The 15518-nt window shown below is 74.5% G+C and carries 19 protein-coding genes; 10 read left to right on the forward strand and 9 right to left on the reverse strand.

What is annotated here, in order from left to right; all coding sequences use genetic code 11:
* Positions 1-31 precede the first annotated feature (31 nt).
* The 3 genes from ACN9MM_RS31655 to ACN9MM_RS31665 all read left to right on the forward strand — a co-directional run bounded on the left by ACN9MM_RS31655 (position 32) and on the right by ACN9MM_RS31665 (position 895).
* Positions 32-412 carry a hypothetical protein gene (locus tag ACN9MM_RS31655; RefSeq protein ID WP_426367136.1) on the forward strand — a complete coding sequence of 127 codons (381 nt, stop codon included), beginning with the start codon at positions 32-34 and terminating at the stop codon, positions 410-412.
* A gap of 55 nt (positions 413-467) precedes the next feature.
* Positions 468-644, forward strand: a complete 177-nt coding sequence (locus ACN9MM_RS31660; protein WP_426367137.1) for a hypothetical protein — start codon at positions 468-470, stop codon at positions 642-644.
* Between the two features lie 113 nt (positions 645-757).
* Complete coding sequence (locus tag ACN9MM_RS31665) at positions 758-895, forward strand: hypothetical protein (protein ID WP_426367138.1); 138 nt, start codon at positions 758-760, stop codon at positions 893-895.
* Positions 896-910: 15 nt separating this feature from the next.
* Here ACN9MM_RS31665 and ACN9MM_RS31670 read toward each other — a convergent pair whose 3' ends face one another.
* Together ACN9MM_RS31670 and ACN9MM_RS31675 are read right to left on the reverse strand one after the other, a co-directional pair.
* Complete coding sequence (locus tag ACN9MM_RS31670; RefSeq protein WP_426367139.1) at positions 911-1129, reverse strand: hypothetical protein; 219 nt, start codon at positions 1127-1129, stop codon at positions 911-913.
* Between the two features lie 4 nt (positions 1130-1133).
* Positions 1134-2342, reverse strand: a complete 1209-nt coding sequence (locus ACN9MM_RS31675; RefSeq protein WP_426367140.1) for a low temperature requirement protein A — start codon at positions 2340-2342, stop codon at positions 1134-1136.
* A 251-nt stretch (positions 2343-2593) separates the two neighbouring features.
* On the opposite strand from ACN9MM_RS31675, the gene ACN9MM_RS31680 reads away from it, so the two are divergent.
* On the forward strand, positions 2594-3019 hold the full coding sequence (locus ACN9MM_RS31680; RefSeq protein ID WP_426367141.1) for a hypothetical protein: 426 nt from the start codon (positions 2594-2596) through the stop codon (positions 3017-3019).
* 3 nt (positions 3020-3022) lie between these two features.
* Here ACN9MM_RS31680 and ACN9MM_RS31685 read toward each other — a convergent pair whose 3' ends face one another.
* Complete coding sequence (locus ACN9MM_RS31685; RefSeq protein ID WP_426367142.1) at positions 3023-3844, reverse strand: helix-turn-helix domain-containing protein; 822 nt, start codon at positions 3842-3844, stop codon at positions 3023-3025.
* Between the two features lie 95 nt (positions 3845-3939).
* Here ACN9MM_RS31685 and ACN9MM_RS31690 point away from each other — a divergent pair, with 95 nt between their 5' ends.
* Together ACN9MM_RS31690 and ACN9MM_RS31695 are read left to right on the forward strand one after the other, a co-directional pair.
* Positions 3940-4245 carry a 4a-hydroxytetrahydrobiopterin dehydratase gene (locus tag ACN9MM_RS31690; RefSeq protein WP_426367143.1) on the forward strand — a complete coding sequence of 102 codons (306 nt, stop codon included), beginning with the start codon at positions 3940-3942 and terminating at the stop codon, positions 4243-4245.
* Between the two features lie 33 nt (positions 4246-4278).
* Positions 4279-5013, forward strand: coding sequence for a class I SAM-dependent methyltransferase (locus ACN9MM_RS31695; RefSeq protein ID WP_426368873.1), 735 nt, complete (start codon positions 4279-4281; stop codon positions 5011-5013).
* Positions 5014-5079: 66 nt separating this feature from the next.
* Here ACN9MM_RS31695 and ACN9MM_RS31700 read toward each other — a convergent pair whose 3' ends face one another.
* Positions 5080-5559 carry a hypothetical protein gene (locus ACN9MM_RS31700; RefSeq protein WP_426367144.1) on the reverse strand — a complete coding sequence of 160 codons (480 nt, stop codon included), beginning with the start codon at positions 5557-5559 and terminating at the stop codon, positions 5080-5082.
* Between the two features lie 39 nt (positions 5560-5598).
* On the opposite strand from ACN9MM_RS31700, the gene ACN9MM_RS31705 reads away from it, so the two are divergent.
* On the forward strand, positions 5599-6549 hold the full coding sequence (locus ACN9MM_RS31705; protein ID WP_426367145.1) for a helix-turn-helix transcriptional regulator: 951 nt from the start codon (positions 5599-5601) through the stop codon (positions 6547-6549).
* Between the two features lie 33 nt (positions 6550-6582).
* Here ACN9MM_RS31705 and ACN9MM_RS31710 read toward each other — a convergent pair whose 3' ends face one another.
* Positions 6583-7428 (reverse strand): NmrA family transcriptional regulator, encoded by an 846-nt coding sequence (locus ACN9MM_RS31710; protein WP_426367146.1) that lies wholly within the window; start codon positions 7426-7428, stop codon positions 6583-6585.
* A 128-nt stretch (positions 7429-7556) separates the two neighbouring features.
* Between ACN9MM_RS31710 and ACN9MM_RS31715 the strand changes: the two genes are divergently transcribed.
* The gene (locus ACN9MM_RS31715) at positions 7557-8489 is read left to right on the forward strand and encodes an AraC family transcriptional regulator (RefSeq protein ID WP_426367147.1); all 933 of its coding nucleotides are present in this window, start codon (positions 7557-7559) and stop codon (positions 8487-8489) included.
* A gap of 71 nt (positions 8490-8560) precedes the next feature.
* Entirely contained in the window at positions 8561-9526 is a 966-nt protein-coding gene (locus tag ACN9MM_RS31720; RefSeq protein ID WP_426367148.1) for a class I SAM-dependent methyltransferase, read from the forward strand.
* 11 nt (positions 9527-9537) lie between these two features.
* Here the strand turns inward: ACN9MM_RS31720 and ACN9MM_RS31725 are convergent, their stop codons facing one another.
* The gene (locus tag ACN9MM_RS31725; protein ID WP_426367149.1) at positions 9538-10002 is read right to left on the reverse strand and encodes an RICIN domain-containing protein; all 465 of its coding nucleotides are present in this window, start codon (positions 10000-10002) and stop codon (positions 9538-9540) included.
* Positions 10003-10167: 165 nt separating this feature from the next.
* Between ACN9MM_RS31725 and ACN9MM_RS31730 the strand changes: the two genes are divergently transcribed.
* The gene (locus tag ACN9MM_RS31730) at positions 10168-11439 is read left to right on the forward strand and encodes an SUKH-4 family immunity protein (RefSeq protein WP_426367150.1); all 1272 of its coding nucleotides are present in this window, start codon (positions 10168-10170) and stop codon (positions 11437-11439) included.
* 81 nt (positions 11440-11520) lie between these two features.
* On the opposite strand, the gene ACN9MM_RS31735 is transcribed toward ACN9MM_RS31730, so the two are convergent.
* The 3 genes from ACN9MM_RS31735 to ACN9MM_RS31745 all read right to left on the reverse strand — a co-directional run bounded on the left by ACN9MM_RS31735 (position 11521) and on the right by ACN9MM_RS31745 (position 15484).
* Positions 11521-12315 (reverse strand): aldo/keto reductase, encoded by a 795-nt coding sequence (locus ACN9MM_RS31735; RefSeq protein ID WP_426368874.1) that lies wholly within the window; start codon positions 12313-12315, stop codon positions 11521-11523.
* Positions 12316-12459: 144 nt separating this feature from the next.
* Positions 12460-14283 carry an AMP-dependent synthetase/ligase gene (locus tag ACN9MM_RS31740; RefSeq protein WP_426367151.1) on the reverse strand — a complete coding sequence of 608 codons (1824 nt, stop codon included), beginning with the start codon at positions 14281-14283 and terminating at the stop codon, positions 12460-12462.
* A 334-nt stretch (positions 14284-14617) separates the two neighbouring features.
* The gene (locus ACN9MM_RS31745) at positions 14618-15484 is read right to left on the reverse strand and encodes a LysR substrate-binding domain-containing protein (protein WP_426367152.1); all 867 of its coding nucleotides are present in this window, start codon (positions 15482-15484) and stop codon (positions 14618-14620) included.
* Positions 15485-15518 lie beyond the last annotated feature (34 nt).

The raw sequence follows: 15518 nt of genomic DNA on the forward strand, positions 1-15518 counted from the left end.
CCGGGCGCACGGCGGGGCAGTACGGATCTCCATGAGCCCCGCGCGTCCCACGCCCGCCGCGCCCGCCACCCCGGCGGGGCGCCGGGCGCGCCCGGACCGGGGCCGGCACCGGTGGATCGCGCTCCTCCTCGTCCTCGCCGCGCTGTTCGGCGCCGGGGCCGCCACCGCGCTCCCGGTCGCCGAGACGCGCGCCTCGGCGGCCGCCCCGGCCTCCGACCCGGGCGGCGAGACCCACGACCCGGCCGGCACCGAGGCCGGACTTCCCGGCCGGACCCGGCGGCCCGGCACGGGTCTGCGCCCCGCCGGGCCCGGACCCCGGGCCCACGGGCCCCGGGGCCACCGGCATCCGGCCCCCGCCCCCGCACCCGCCCCGCACGGCGACGCGCTCCGGTGCGAGGTGATGCGCTGCTGAGAGGCCCCGCCTCCCCGCAGTCACCTCACCCCCCCGCACCACGAGGAGTTCCGTCATGCCCGTCGACCCGTACGCCGTCCTGAAGGCCCTTCTGCGCGCCGAGGCCTCCCGCGCCCGCCGCACGGAGCGCACCGTCCACGAGACGCCGGCCCCGGCACCCGCGCCCGCCGCCGCGCCCGAACCGCCCGCGCACCGACAGGATCCGGGACACCGGGAGGGCCCCCTCCGCTGACCTCCGGGTCCGGCCTCCCCGGAGCGCGTCTCCGGGAGGCCGTCGGACGGCACGCGCGGGCCCGGGGGATAACCCGATTGCAGACGGGCGTCCGGACGTACGAGGCTGATCCGATGACCTCGACCGACCGGAACACCAGCCCCGATCGGTCCGCCGGACCCGCGTCCGGCCCGGCCTCCGACCCCCTCGACACCCTCCGTCCCGGCACCGGCTCCCGCCCCCGCTCACCCGCCCGCCGCGCCGCGTACTGACCAGGCGGCCCGGCGTCAGGCCCGCACCACGAGGGCATGGTCCGTCAGCACCCGTTCGAGCCGCCCCCGCAGCCGCAGGGCCGTCTCCTCCAGACGCCCCTCCTCGTCGGCCGGCAGCGAGAAGCCCACCGCCGCCCGGGCCCCGCCGACCGTCACCGGCACGGCCCCGCACACCGCGGCCCGCGCCACGGCATGCGTGCCCGCGGCCGTACCCCGTACCCGCGCCCCGGTCACCCCGTCAGGCCGCCTCCACCGCTGTGAAGGTCCGCCCGCTCCGCCGGGTGTGCAGGCCCACGAGGACCGCCGCCGTCGCGGCGAGGACCGTGAGGGCCACCAGGGCGGGGACGAGGCCGACCAGCGGGCCCGCCGCCAGGCAGCAGACCCCGCCCACGGCCAGGGCGGTCGGCCGCCGCCCCGAGGTGCGCAGCACGATCGCGGCGGCGCCGATCAGGTAGACGCCGACACCCCCGGTCAGTGACCAGGCCACCGCCCCGTGCAGGGGCTCCGCGAGGCCGTAGTGCCCGGTGTCCGCGACCTGCTGGAGGACCTTCTTCATCCCGAGCGCGCAGAGCACGACCCCCGCGACCAGCGGCAGGTGCAGGAACGTGTAGACGTCCCGCGCGAAGCGGGTGCGGTCGTCGCCGTCGAGCCCGGTGAGGCGGTGCTCGGCGGCCTCGCCGAGCTGACGGAAGTACAGCCGCCACAGCCCGGCCGAGAGCAGCAGGCCGGCCGCCGAGGCGCCGAGGACGGCGTACGTGAGCGGGAAGCCGGACACGCCGACGCCCATCGCCACGATGGACTCGCCGAGCGCGATGATCACGATCAGACCGTGGCGCTCGGCGAAGTGCCCGGGGGAGTTGACCCGCCAGCCGGAGGAGCCGGTGACGTAGATCCCGCCGTAGTCGACGGCCACCGCCCCCAGCCACCACAGGAGTTGGACCCGGCCGTCGTACGCGCAGCCGATCAGCAGCAGCACCAGCGGCGGCAGCACGGACGCCAGGGCCGTACGGCGCAGGGTGACCCGCAGCGCGGTGTCCCCGGGGCTGGAGAGCCAGTACGAGGTCAGGTGCAGGATGCGTACGGCGCCGTAACAGAGCACGAACACCAGCGGTGCCGACAGCCCGACCGGTCCGTGTGCGAAGACCCTGGGCACGGCGAAGGACACGATCAGGACGACGGCCATGACGGTGACGAGAACGCCGAACAGGGCGCCGGAATCGGCCCGTACGACATTGCCCAGCCAGGCGAAGGCGCACCAGCACCACCACAGCAGAGCGAGCACGACCATCGCGCCCACCATCCGCTGCGGCGAGGGCGCCTCCGCCATCAGTGCGGTGACCTGCGTGATCGCGTACACGAACACCAGGTCGAAGAAGAGCTCCGCGGGCGTCACCTTGTGATCGTCCCCGGTGGCCACCATGCCGGCCCGTTCCCTGTTCCACGCCATGCGCGTTCTCCCCCTTCGGGGCCCCGGTTCCGGCCACCCCGGCGCGAAGACTACTCACCCCGGCGGACCGGCGGCACGGCTGTCCGGAGACCGTCACGACCTCCCTCACGGCCTCCGGCATTACCTCGGGCGTAATCGACCCCCCGCGCACCGCCCGGCATGCTCATGGACACCGGAACCCGGGCGGCGCACTCCGCTCGGGCTCCGGGCCCACCACCAGCACGAACGTCCCCCATGGAGGGTGAACCGCCATGTCCCAGACCCTGCTCGCCGGCCTCGCCCGCACCACCCGGCCCCAGTCCGCGGTGCGCCGCTTCCTCGCCCTCGACGCCGTCGTCACCGGAGCCAACGGGATCGCCTACCTCGCCGCCTCCGGCCCCCTCGGCGAACTCCTCGGCGTCGACGCGGGGCTGCTCCTCGAACTCGGCCTCTTCCTCACCGCGTTCGCCGCGGGCGTCGCCTGGCTCGCGAGCCGGCCGCAGCCCCCGGCCCTCGCCGTGAAGCTCGTCGTCGACGCCAACGTGATCTGGGCCGTCCTCAGCGTCGTCGCCCTCGTCGCCTGGCTGGAGCCGACCACCGCCGGACTCCTGTGGACCCCGATGCAGGCCGCCACCGTCGCCGGCTTCGCCGGACTCCAGTGGGCCGCCCTCAGGGCCGCCGCGTCCGCGGCCCGCTGAGGCTCAGCCGCCCGACGGCGACGCGGCGAGAGACCGCAGGTACGCGACCGTCTCCGGGTCGGCCGGGAGGAACGTCTCGATGGCCAGCTCGGCGACGGTCACGTCCATCGGCGTGTTGAACGTCGAGATCGACGACACGAACGACAGCACCCGGCCCTCGTGCTCGATCCGCAGCGGCAGCGCGAAGTACGGGTACGGCTCCGCGTCCGGACGGTCCTCCGGGTCGATCCGCTCCGGCAGCGGATACGCCGCCACCTCCTCGTACAGCTCCCGCAGCGGCTCCGAACGGGCCAGCGCGATCTGACGGTCCATCTGGGCGAGGAGGTGGCCCCGCCATTCCCGCAGGTTCCGGATGCGGGGCGCCAGGCCCTCCGGGTGCAGGGTGAGCCGCATGGCGTTCATCGGCGGCGTCAGCAGATGCTCCGGAAGGCCGCCGAGCAGCAGTTCGATCCCCCGGTTGGCCGCCACCACCGTGTACGTGCCGTCGACCACGAGCGCCGGATACGGCTCGTATCCGTCGAGCAGCTGCTGGATGCCCCAGCGCAGCGTCTCCAGGCGGGGCGCGTCCAGCGGCGACTCCGCGTACCGGGGCGCGTAACCCGCCGCCAGCAGCAGCGCGTTCCGGTCGCGCACCGGCACGTCCAGGTGCTCGGCGAGCTTCAGGACCATGTCCTCGCTCGGCCGGGAGCGGCCCGTCTCCACGAACGAGATGTGCCGCGCCGAGGAGTCCGCACGCAGCGCCAGCTCCAGCTGGCTCAGCCGTCGCTGCTCACGCCATCCGCGCAGCAGCGTCCCCACGCCCGTGTCGGTCGCGACAGTCGTCATGGCCAGACGGTATCCCAGAGGGGGACGCCGGGTAGCTTTCCCCCGGGGCCCCTGACCGTCACCCCGCGCACCACCCGACCGGAGGGAGCACCGCCGTGCCCACACAGCCGCTGTCGCAGAAGGAGATCGAGGACCGCCTGCGGGAGCTTCCCGGCTGGTCCGTCGACGCGGACCGGCTCACCCGGACCTACCGGCTCGGCGACCACTTCGCGGCCACCGCGCTCGTCGTCCACGTGGCGCAGATCCAGCAGGAGCTCGACCACCACTCGGACCTCACCCTCGGCTACAACACGGTCGCCGTCGCCGTCAGCACCCACTCCGCCGACGGCGCCGTCACCGAGAAGGACTTCGAACTCGCCGACCGCGTCGAACGGATCGCCCCGGGCCACGGCGCGAACTGACCGATCGTTAGGATCGCGGGCATGGCGGAGACCGTGCTCGACTACGAGGCAGAGGCAGCGCACTACGACCGGACCCGCGGCGGCGTGCCCCGCGCGGAGGCGGCCGCCGAGGCCGTCCTCCGCCTCGTGCCGCCCGGCGCCCGCACCCTCCTCGACCTCGCCTGCGGCACCGGCCTCGTCACCGAACGCCTCGGCCGGCCCGGTCTCCGCGTCTACGGGGCCGACGCCGCCCACGCCATGGCGCGGGTCGCCGCGGGCCGCGCCCCCGGACGCGCCGTACGCGCCGACGCCCGGCGGCTGCCGCTGCCCGACGCCTCCCTGGACGCCGTCACGGCCGTGTGGCTGCTGCACCTCGTCCCCTTCGCGGCGGACATCGTGGCCGAGGCCGCCCGGGTGCTCCGCCCCGGCGGCGTCCTCGTCGTCACCGTCGACAAGGACGCGGCCCACGACGTCGGCAGCGACATCGACGCGATCCTCCGCCCCCGCCGCTCCGCCGCCGCGGCCTCCGACCGCGCCGACCTGATCACGGCGAGCGCGGCGGCCCACGGCCTCGACCCCGCCCCCGGCACCCGCTTCACCGGGCACGGCCAGGGCGCCACCCCGCGCGACACCGTCCGCAAGCTGCGCGCCGGCTACTTCGCCTCCTGGTTCGACGGCGACCCGGCGGCGACCGAGACGCTCGCCGCCGCCCTGACCGCACTCCCGGACCAGGACAGCCCCCGAGCCGACCCCCGTTACCGGCTCGCGAGTTACGTCAGGCGCGGCTGAACTCCATCACCCGGTTCGTCCGGAGCCGTGGGACCGGTTCAGCGTCCTCGCGCTGGTCTCCGGCGGTCACGCGCGGCCTCCCGTCGGACCGGAGGGCAGCGCGTCCGCGAGGTAACCCGCCAGGTCCGGCGTCTCGGCGGCCAGCACGTGCCGCACCCAGGCGTCCCGTTCGTGCCCGAGCGGAGCGAGCTCCCACACGCAGCCGATCCACGACCGGTCGACCCGGACGAAGTGCGCCGGATCGGTGTCGGGGCAGTCCAGGACGGGCTGACCGGCGGCCCCGCCGCCGAAGTGGAGCACGTTGTCCCACACCCAGCTGTACGCGTTGAGGTACGCGCCGCTGTCACCGCCCCGGTGCAGCACCACGAAGCCGGCCGCCGGGGTGCCGTCGGGCTCCGGCAGGAGCTCCGGAAGCAGCGCGTACGCCGCCTCCTCCACCTCCGGTTCGATGCCGGCGGAACCGGAGGTGACGTGGTAGCGCTTCAGGTGCCGCCCGGCGATCTCGACCGGCGGCAGCGCGAGGAGGTTCTTCTCTGCGAAAGCCATGGCTGGACTGTAGGAACGCTTCACTGACATCTTGTGTCAGTGAAGTCCAGCCGCCTCCTGTCGATCCTGCTGCTGCTCCAGACCGGCGGCCGGACGACCGCCGGCCGGCTCGCCGAGGAACTCGGGGTCTCCGTCCGCACCGTCTACCGCGACATCGAGGCGCTGCACGCCGCCGGCGTGCCCCTCTACGGCGACGCCGGACACCGCGGCGGCTACCAGCTCCTGCCCGGCAGCCGCACCCGGCTCACCGGCCTGTTCGCCCCGGAGGCAGAGGCGCTGGTGCTCTCCGGCATGCCCGGGGCCGCCGAAGGACTCGGACTCGGACCGCACTTCGCCGACGCCCGGCTGAAGCTCCGCACGGCCCTCCCGGCCGCCCTGCGCGAACACGTCGACCGGCTCGCCGCCCGCTTCCACATCGACGCCCCCGGCTGGTACGACGAGGGCGACGAGGTTCCCTTCCTGCCCGAGGTCGCCGACGCGGTCCGCACCGGACGCGTCCTGGAGGTCCGCTACCGGCGCTGGAAGGAACCGACCGACGTCGACCGGCGCCTCGAACCGTACGGTCTCGTGCTCAAGGCCGGCCGCTGGTACCTGGTCGCCGGACCCGGACCGCGCACCTACCGCGTCGACCAGATCCTCGCCCTCACCGTCACCGACGAGGAGGCCGCGATCCCGGCCGGCTTCGACCTCGCCGCGCACTGGCGGGCGAGCCGGACCGACTTCCACCGGCGGCTCCACCAGGGCGAGGCCGTCGTACGGATCTCCGCACGCGGCGCCGCCCGGCTCACCGGGGCCGCCGCCCGGGCACTCGCCGCCACCGGCACCCCCGAACCCGACGGCTGGACCCGCGCCGTGCTCCCCGTCGAATCGCCCGAACACGCCCACGACACCTTCCTCGGGCTCGGTGCGGAGGTGGAGGTCCTCGCCCCCGAGGACCTCCGCGACCGCATCGCCTCGACCGTGCGGACCCTGGCCCGCCGGTACGCCTGAGGGGAACCCGCCGGTACGCACGGAGGGCAGCCGTCAGGCCGCCGGCCCGCCCCAGACCTCCGCCGCGAACGCGGCGAAGGACCGCGGCTCGCGGCCCAGGATCCTCTTCACACCGTCCGTCGCCGAGGCGTTGTGCCCGTCGAGGAGCGTCGCGAACAGCCCGGCGAGCCACTCCGCCTCGCCGGCCGGGAGCCCGAACCCGCCGAGCAGCCCCGCGTACTCGGCCTCCGACACCGGCTGGTAGACCACCGGGCGGCCCGAGGCGCGGGCGATCTCCGCCGCCACCTCCGCGAAGCCCACCGGCCGCGGACCCGTCACCTCGTGCACCCGCCCCGCGTGCCCGTCCGCCGTCAGGGTCTCCACCACGACGTCCGCCAGGTCGTCGGCGTCGATGAACGGCTCGGCCGTGTCACCGGCCGGGAAGACCACCGCACCCTCGGCGACGCCCTCCGCGAGCAGCCCCTCGGAGAAGTTCTGCGCGAAGAACGAGGCCCGTACGACGGTCAGTTCGGCCCCGGACGCCGCCGCCCGAAGCGCCTCCTCCGCGACGACCGCCTCGGGCTCCCCGCGCCCGGAGAGGAGGGTGAGCCGCCGGACCCCGTTCTCCACCGCGAGCCGGCCGAAGGCGTCCATCGCCTCGACCGCGCCGGGGGCCGCCAGGTCCGGGTAGTAGGCCACGTACGCGGCGTCCGCGCCCCGCAGCGCGGGCGCCCAGGTCTCCGGGGCCTCCCAGTCGAAGACGGTCGCCCCGCTCCGGGAGCCGGCCCGCACCGTCGCCCCACGGGCGGTCAGCCGCTCGGCCACCCGCCGCCCGGTCTTGCCGGTGGCGCTCGTCACCAGGATCGTCGTGTTCTCGCTGTGGTTCGTGTTCGTCGTCATGGCTCAAGACTCCCGCCCCGAGCGCCTCCCGCCCATGCTCCGCAGTCTCACCTCCCTACGCCTCCGTCTCAGCCCTCCGCACCCTGTGCCCGGCCTGGTCCGAAGGACACCCCCTAGGCTTGCGCACCATGGACGCACTCGCCGGACTCCTCGACGGGCCACGCGCCAAGGGCGCCTTCCTGCTCCGCATGATCATGGAGCCGCCGTGGTCCGTGCGCATCGAGGACGAGGCCCCGATCTGCCTCATGTGCGTCACCGAGGGCGAGGCCTGGATCGTCCCCGACACCGGTGCGCCCGTCCTCCTGCGCCCCGGGGACATCGCCATCGCCCGCGGCCCCGAGCCGTACACCGTCGCCCACACCCCCGACGCCCCGCCCCACGCCCGGATCGGCCCCGACGGCTGCTGCACCACCCTCTCCGGGGAGCCGCTCTCCCAGTCCATGCGGCTCGGCGTCCGCACCTGGGGCAACACCCCCGACGGCGGCACCACGGTGCTCGTCGGCACCTACCTGATGGACGGTGAGGTCGGCCGCCGGCTCCTCGACGCCCTACCGGGCCTGGTGCACCTGCCCGCCGACGTGTGGAACTGCCCCCTCATGCCGTTCCTGGACGAGGAGATCTCCCGCGACAAACCCGGCCAGAGCGTCGTCCTCGACCGCGTCCTCGACCTGCTGCTCATCGCGGCCGTCCGCGCCTGGTTCTCCCGGCCGGGCGCCGAGGCACCCGCCTGGTACCGCGCCATGGGCGACCCGGTGGTCGGCCGGGCGCTCCGGCTGCTCCAGAACGACCCCGCCCACCCGTGGACCGTCGCCTCGCTCGCCGCGAAGTCGGGCGTGTCCCGGGCCGCGCTCGCCCGCCGGTTTACCGAGCTCGTCGGGGAGCCGCCGATGGCGTATCTCACCGACTGGCGGCTCGCGCTCGCCGCCGACCTGCTGCGCGAGACGGACGCCACCGTCGAGTCCGTCGCCCGGCAGGTCGGCTACAGCGGGGCGTTCGCCCTGAGCGCCGCCTTCAAACGCGTCCGCGGCATCAGCCCCCAGGAGCACAGGGGGCGCGGCTGACGGCCCCGCGCGATGTTGCCGGACCGGCAACATTTCTCGCGTTCCCCGGCGGGTCGTCGCACTCTGGGACCATGAGCCAGCATCACGCGTCCCACCCCGGCCCCTCGCACGGCGAAGGCCACGGCCCGCAGCAGGGCCACGGCCCGCAGCAGGGTCAAGGACACCAGCAGGGTCACGGTCACCACCACGGCGGCACCCAGCTCGACTGGAACGAGATGGCCCCGCTCCTGGAGCGGCAGGCCGAGATCGCCAGCCCCGCCTACGCGGAGGCCGCCGCCTGGCTGGGCACCCTCGTGCCGGTGCAGGGCGTCCGCCGGATCCTCGACGTGGGCAGCGGCCCCGGAGTCGTGACCGGCCTGCTCGCCGAGGCGTTCCCCGCCGCCGAGGCCGTCGCCGTCGACGGTGCTGACGAGCTCCTCGCCCGGGCCAGGGCCCGCGCCGAGGCCCGAGGCCTCGGCGCCCGGGTCTCCACCCTCCACGCCGAACTCCCGGCGGACATCGGCTCCCTGGGGAACGCCGACCTGATCTGGGCGGGCAACTCGATGCACCACATGGGCGACCAGGGCGCCGCGCTCACGGAGTTCGCGGGCCGGCTGAACCCCGGCGGTCTCCTCGTCCTCGTCGAGGGCGGCCTGCCCCGACGGCACCTGCCCCAGCACATCGGGATCGGCAGGCCCGGCCTGGAGGCCCGGCTCGACGCCGCCCACGCCACGTGGTTCGGCGAGATGCGCGCCGAACTCCCGGAGTCCAAGGACGAGCCGGACGACTGGCGGGCGCTGCTCGCCGCGGCCGGCCTCACCCCGGCCGGCACCCGCACGTTCCTCGTCGACGTGCCCGCGCCCGTCTCCCCGGCCGTCAGGGAACTGGTCCTCGCCCACTACGGCCGCCTGCGGGACGGTCTGGCCGCCCGGCTCGACGCCGACGACAAGGAGACGCTCGACCGGCTGCTCGACACGGCCGACCCGCTCTCCCTGCACCACCGCGCGGACCTGTTCCACCTGACCGCCCACACGGTCCACACCGCGCGCAAGGGCTGAACACCCCCGGGTCAGGACACCGGCTCCAGCCGCCACCACTGGAACGGCGAGTCGGTGTCCTCCCACTGCCGGACGCTCCCCCCGTCCTCCAGCGACTCGTCGGCGATCTCCAGGAAGAGGCCGCTGACGAAGCTCACCAGGGCCACCGTCCCCGGCGACTGGAGGTCCTGCTCGATGATCCACTCCTGTGCGCCGAAGTTGTTCGCCCTCCACTGCTGGATCTCGGCGCCGTTCTCCGTGGACGCGTTCGCGACGTCGAGCCGCTTGCCGCTCGCCGCGTTGACCAGGTGGTACAGCCCGCCGCCGTTGGGCACGGGTGTGATGTGCCAGTGCTGCCCGGGAGTTCCGTTCCCGGTGCCCTGCTGCACCTTCGCGCCGCTGCGGCCCGACCCCCGGTACACCTCCAGGAGCAGTCCGCTCGCCACGTTCCGTACCCGGTAGAGGCCCGCCTCGACAGGTTCCGGGGCACCGCTCACCGTACCGACTCCTTCTCCTCGCCCGGCAGTTGGACAGCGCGGCCGACGCCGCCGCACGCACCCCTCGGGGTCCGTCTCCGACTCTACGCGCGGGGTACGACAACGGCCGGGACGCGGCCCGTGCCCACCACCCCCCGCCCGCACGGCGCCTGGCACGATGGGCCGGTGACCGATCCCGAACTCCTCACCCTCCTCGACGACCCCGCCCGGGTCCTGCGCCACGACCGTGCCGAGCTCCGTGCCCGCCTCGACGCCCTGCCGGAGGACCACGGCGGCGTGGGACGCGAGGTGTTCAGCCAGGCCGAGGCGGTGTTCGGGCAGGCGCCGGTGACACCCGCCGAGTTCGCCTCCTGGCTGCACTTCGCCGCGACCGTCCTCGGTCACCAGGAGTACGCCCGAGAAGTAGCCGCCGCCGCACCGGAGCTTCCATGGCGGACGGTGTGGGCCTGGTGGCGGCCGGTCGGCGCCCACGAGGCCGCGCCGAACCTCAGCGGGGACCGCTCCGCCGAGGTGTACGAGGCCGGGGGCGCCGAGCTCCTGAAGGTCTGGGCCCTGTGGTGCGAGGACGTCTGGTTCGACCTGGCCACCGGCCGGCCCCGGCCCGCCCCCGCCGAGAGCGAGACCGAACCGTACGAGGAGTCCGAGCCCGAAGGACCCTGGCTGTTCGACGCCGACGACGCGTCCTGGGCCCTGCACGCCCCCCACTCCTGGGAGGAGCCCGTCCCGCTGGACGGCGGCCGGTACGTCTTCCACGACGCGCGCGGGGTGGCCGTGGTGGAGTGCAACGACGCGGCCCTCGCCGACTGGCCGACCGGCGACGCCGCGCCCTCCGGCCCCGTTCCGGATGCCCGGCCGTGGTTCCGGCCCGGCACGAGGGAGGTGGACGGTCCGCTCACCGCGGCCCGGCTCGACGCGGTCTTCGGCCCCTCAGGGGTCGTACGCGTCCCGGCGGCCGGCCTGCCGGACGCGCTCACGCACGCACCGACCCGGACGCTGCTCACCGAAGCCGGACTGCCCCGCCACTGGGGCGCGGGCGTGACGTCCTTCGAGGTGGCCGACCCGTTCCTGGCCCCCGGCCCGGAGGGCCTGCTGCGTGTCGGCGCGTTCGACCTCAGGTACTGCGATCCCGGGGAGGTCCTCGTCCACCCCGCGACCGGCGCCGTCCGCCTGCGCCAGCCGGACGGCAGCCACGGCCCCGGCGGCGACGCCGCGTTCCCGCTCGTCCGCGACCTGGAGTCCTTCGTCCGGTTCCTGGAGGGCGTCCGCCGGTACATGGGCGCCTGCTGGGACCCGTATCCGGGCGAGGACGGCGTGCGGGACTTCCTCCGCGCGATGGAGGCCGTCGACGCCGGGGCCCTCGCCGAGGGCGCACCGGGCGCCGAGGTCTGGGAGCACCTCTTCGCCTCGATCACCGAGCTCGGGGTCGACGGCTACTGAGACGGCTGCGAAGGCCAGGGAGCGACAGGGGCGCCGCCCGCGCGGCGCCCCTCCGTGCTCGCTCGTGCGCCCCGTCCTGGCTCAGGCGCCGACGTTGAACTCCGCCGGGTTCGGGCCGAGCCGGCGGCTCTCGTCGAGGGCGGCGATCGCCGCCAGGTCCTCGGCGTCCAGCTCGAAGCCGAAGACGTCGATGTTCTCGCGGATGCGCGAGGGGGTGACCGACTTCGGGATCACGACGTTCCCCAGCTGGAGGTGCCAGCGCAGCACCACCTGGGCCGGCGTCCGCCCGTGCTTGCGGCCGATCGCGACGATCGCCGGGACGTCCAGGAGCCCCTTGCCCTGGCCGAGCGGCGACCACGCCTCGGTCGCGATGCCGTGCCGGGCGTGCGCCTCGCGCGACTCCGCCTGGGACAGCTGGGGGTGCAGCTCGATCTGGTTGACGGCCGGCACGACCGAGGTCTCGCCGATCAGCCGGTCGAGGTGCTCGGGGAGGAAGTTCGAGACGCCGATGGCCTTGGCGCGTCCGTCCGCGAGGATCTTCTCGAACGCCCGGTAGGTGTCGACGTACGCGTCCTTCGCCGGCACCGGCCAGTGGATCAGGTACAGGTCGACGTAGTCGAGGCCCAGCTTGTCCAGGGAGGCGTCGAAGGCGCGCAGCGTCGAGTCGTGCCCCTGCTCGCTGTTCCACAGCTTCGTGGTGACGAACAGCTCCTCGCGGGCGATGCCCGAGTCGGCGAGGGCGCGGCCGGTGCCCCGCTCGTTCTCGTAGATCGCGGCGGTGTCGATCGAGCGGTACCCGGCCTCCAGGGCCGTCGTCACGGCCGCCGTCGCCTCGTCGTCCGGCACCTGCCAGACGCCGAAGCCCAGCTGCGGCATGCTCACGCCGTTGTTCAGGGTGATCGAGGGAACGGTGGTGTCCGTGCTCACGTGGGGTGGTTCCTTACGTCGTCGCGGTCGTACGGGTTGTTCGGTACGCGGGTACTTCCCAGCGTCAACGATCACGGACCGCCCCGCATTCCGTCAGCCGTACAGTGCCGCGACCTCCGCCGCGTACGCCCGCTCGATCGCCTTGCGCTTCAGCTTCAGCGAGGGGGTCAGCAGCCCGTGCTCCTCGCTGAACGGATGCGCCAGGATCCGGAACGTCCGGATCGACTCCGCCTGCGAGACGAGCGTGTTGGCCGCCACCACCCCCCGGCGGATCTCCGTCTCGAGCGCCGGGTCGCGCACCAGCTCGGCCGCGGCGAGCGGCGCCCGCCCCTGCATCGCGAGCCAGTGGTCCACGGCCTCCTGGTCGACGGTCACCAGGGCCGCGATGTACGGCCGGTCGTTGCCGACCACGATGCACTGGGAGATCAGCGGATGCGCCCGCACCCGCTCCTCCAGCGCGGTGGGGGAGACGCTCTTGCCGCCCGAGGTCACCAGGATCTCCTTCTTCCGCCCGGTGATCGTCAGGTAGCCGTCCGCGTCGAGGGCGCCGATGTCCCCGGTGGCCAGCCAGCCGTCGTTGAGGACGGCGGCCGTCGCCTCCGGCGCGTTCAGATAGCCGGAGAAGACCTGGCCGCCGTGCAGCCACACCTCGCCGTCCTCCGCGATGTGCACCGTCGTCCCCGGCACCGGCTGACCCACGGTGCCGTACTTGGTCCGCCCCGGGGGGTTCGCCGTGGCGGCGGCCGAGGACTCGGTCAGCCCGTACCCCTCGAAGACCGTCACCCCCGCACCCGCGAAGAACAGCCCCTGCCGGCGGGCCATCGCCGAGCCGCCCGACATCGCGTGCCGCACCCGCCCGCCCAGGGCCGCGCGCACCTTGACGTACACGGTCTTCTCGAAGAACTGGTGCTGCAGGCGCAGCGCCGCCGACGGCCCCGGACCGGTCCCGAAGGCCTTCTGCTCCAGCGCCTCCGCGTACGCGACCGCCACCTCCACGGCCTTGTCGAACGGGCCCGCCTTCCCCTCGCCCTCCGCCTTGCGGCGGGCCGCGTGGAAGACCTTCTCGAAGACGTACGGCACGGCCAGGACGAACGTCGGCCGGAACGCCGCCAGGTCCGGGAGCAGCTCGGCCGCCGCCATCACCGGCTGGTGCCCCAGCTTCACCCCGCCCCGGACCGCCGCGACCTCCACCATCCGCCCGAAGACGTGCGCCAGGGGCAGGAACAGCAGCGTCGAGGCCTGCTCGTCGGGCCGGGAACGGAACACCGACTCCCAGCGGCCCATCACCATGTCCGTCTCGAACATCAGGTTCGCGTGGGTGATCACGCAGCCCTTGGGACGGCCGGTAGTCCCGGAGGTGTAGATGACCGTCGCCACCGTCTCCGGGGTCACCGCCCGCCGGTGCCGGTGCACGACCTCCTCGTCGATCTCCGCGCCCGCCGCGGTCAGCTCGCCCACCGCGTCCGCGTCCAGCTGCCACAGCCGCTGGAGCCGGGGCAGCCGGTCGATCACCGAGCCGATCGTCATCGCGTGGTCCTCGTGCTCCACCACGCAGGCCGTGACCTCGGCGTCGTACAGCATCCAGAAGACCTGCTCGGCCGAGGAGGTCGGATAGACCGGTACGGGCTGCGCGCCGAGGGTCCACAGCGCGAAGTCGAACAGCGTCCACTCGTACCGGGTCCGGGCCATGATCGCGACCCGGTCGCCGAACCGCACGCCCTCCGCGATCAGCCCCTTCGCGAGCGCCATGACCTCGTCCCGGAACCGCGCGGCGGTCACGTCGTGCCACTGTCCGTCCGGGCCCTTGCGGCCGAAGGCGATCCGGCCGGGCTCGGCGAGGGCGTGGTCGAACACGGCGTCCGCCAGACCGCCGACCTGAGGCGCCGCCTCGACGGGCGGCACGGTGAACTCGCGCACTGACCTGCTCCTCGACGGCTCGATGGCTTCGACGGCCCGGTGGCTGGAAAAGCCCGTTGTCGCACTCCGTACGGCGCCGGTGACGGTACCCCACGGGACCGGCCCGTGGGAGGGCCTTCACCAAGCCGGGACATTCCGCGTTCTCACAGGTCAGGGCGGGTTGGCCGGCCAAGTCGGTCGCGACTCGGGCTGGTTACTGACCGGACGGTACGTCCTTCGGGGGTGAATCTCCACGGAATCTGTACGGCCCGCTCACGCCCCGCCCCCGCCCGGCCACGGTGGCGTCTTCTCGCCATCCGCTCAGCGGGCCCGTCACCACCGGTCGCCGCCCGTCTCAGCGCGGGCGGTGCAGGCGGTCGCCGCCCGCCAGGATCGCCTCCGCCAGGGCGTCCGCCGCCTCCTGCGTCTCCCCGCCCCGGCGCCCCCTGCGCAGCACGAACCCCACGTCGCCGAGCTCCGGCAGCCCCGCGCGGGCCGGCACCGGGACGAGACCCTGCGGCACCAGGCCCCGCGTGTGCGCCATGACCCCGAGCCCCGCGCGGGCCGCCGCCACGTTCGCGCTCAGGCTGGAACTCGTGCACGCGATCCGCCACGCCCTGCCCTGCGCCTCCAGGGCCTCCAGGGCCCGCGCCCGGGTGATCCCCGGCGGCGGGTACAGGATCAGCGGCACCGGACGGTCCGGATCGATCCGCAGCCCCGGCGCCCCGATCCAGACGAGCGCGTCCTCCCACACGAGCCGGCCCTCGCTCTCCGCCCCGCGCCGCTTCGCCAGGATCAGATCGAGCCGCCCCGCCGCCAGCCGGGCCTGGAGCGTCCCGGACAGCTCGACCGTCAGCTCCAGGTCGACCTCGGGGTGCTCGCGCCGGAAGGACTCCAGGATCTCCGGCAGCCGCGTCGTCACGAAGTCCTCCGACGCGCCGAACCGCAGCCGCCCCCGCAGCCGCGTCCCGCCGAAGAAGGCCGCCGCCCGCTCGTGCGCCTGGAGGATCGTCCGCGCGAAGCCCAGCATCGCCTCGCCGTCCTCCGTGAGCTCCACGCGATGGGTGTCCCGGGCGAACAGCGGACGGCCCGCCTCCTCCTCCAGGCGCCGCACGTGCTGGCTGACGGTCGACTGGCGCAGCCCGAGCCGCTCCGCCGCCCGTGTGAAGCTCAGCGTCTGGGCCACGGCGAGGAAGGTGCGCAGCTGGGTGGGCTCGTACACGCCCCGACGTTATCGCGAATCGCGATGACAGTCA

It is taken from the genome of Streptomyces sp. E-08, from assembly GCF_049913095.1.
Taxonomy (GTDB): domain Bacteria; phylum Actinomycetota; class Actinomycetes; order Streptomycetales; family Streptomycetaceae; genus Streptomyces.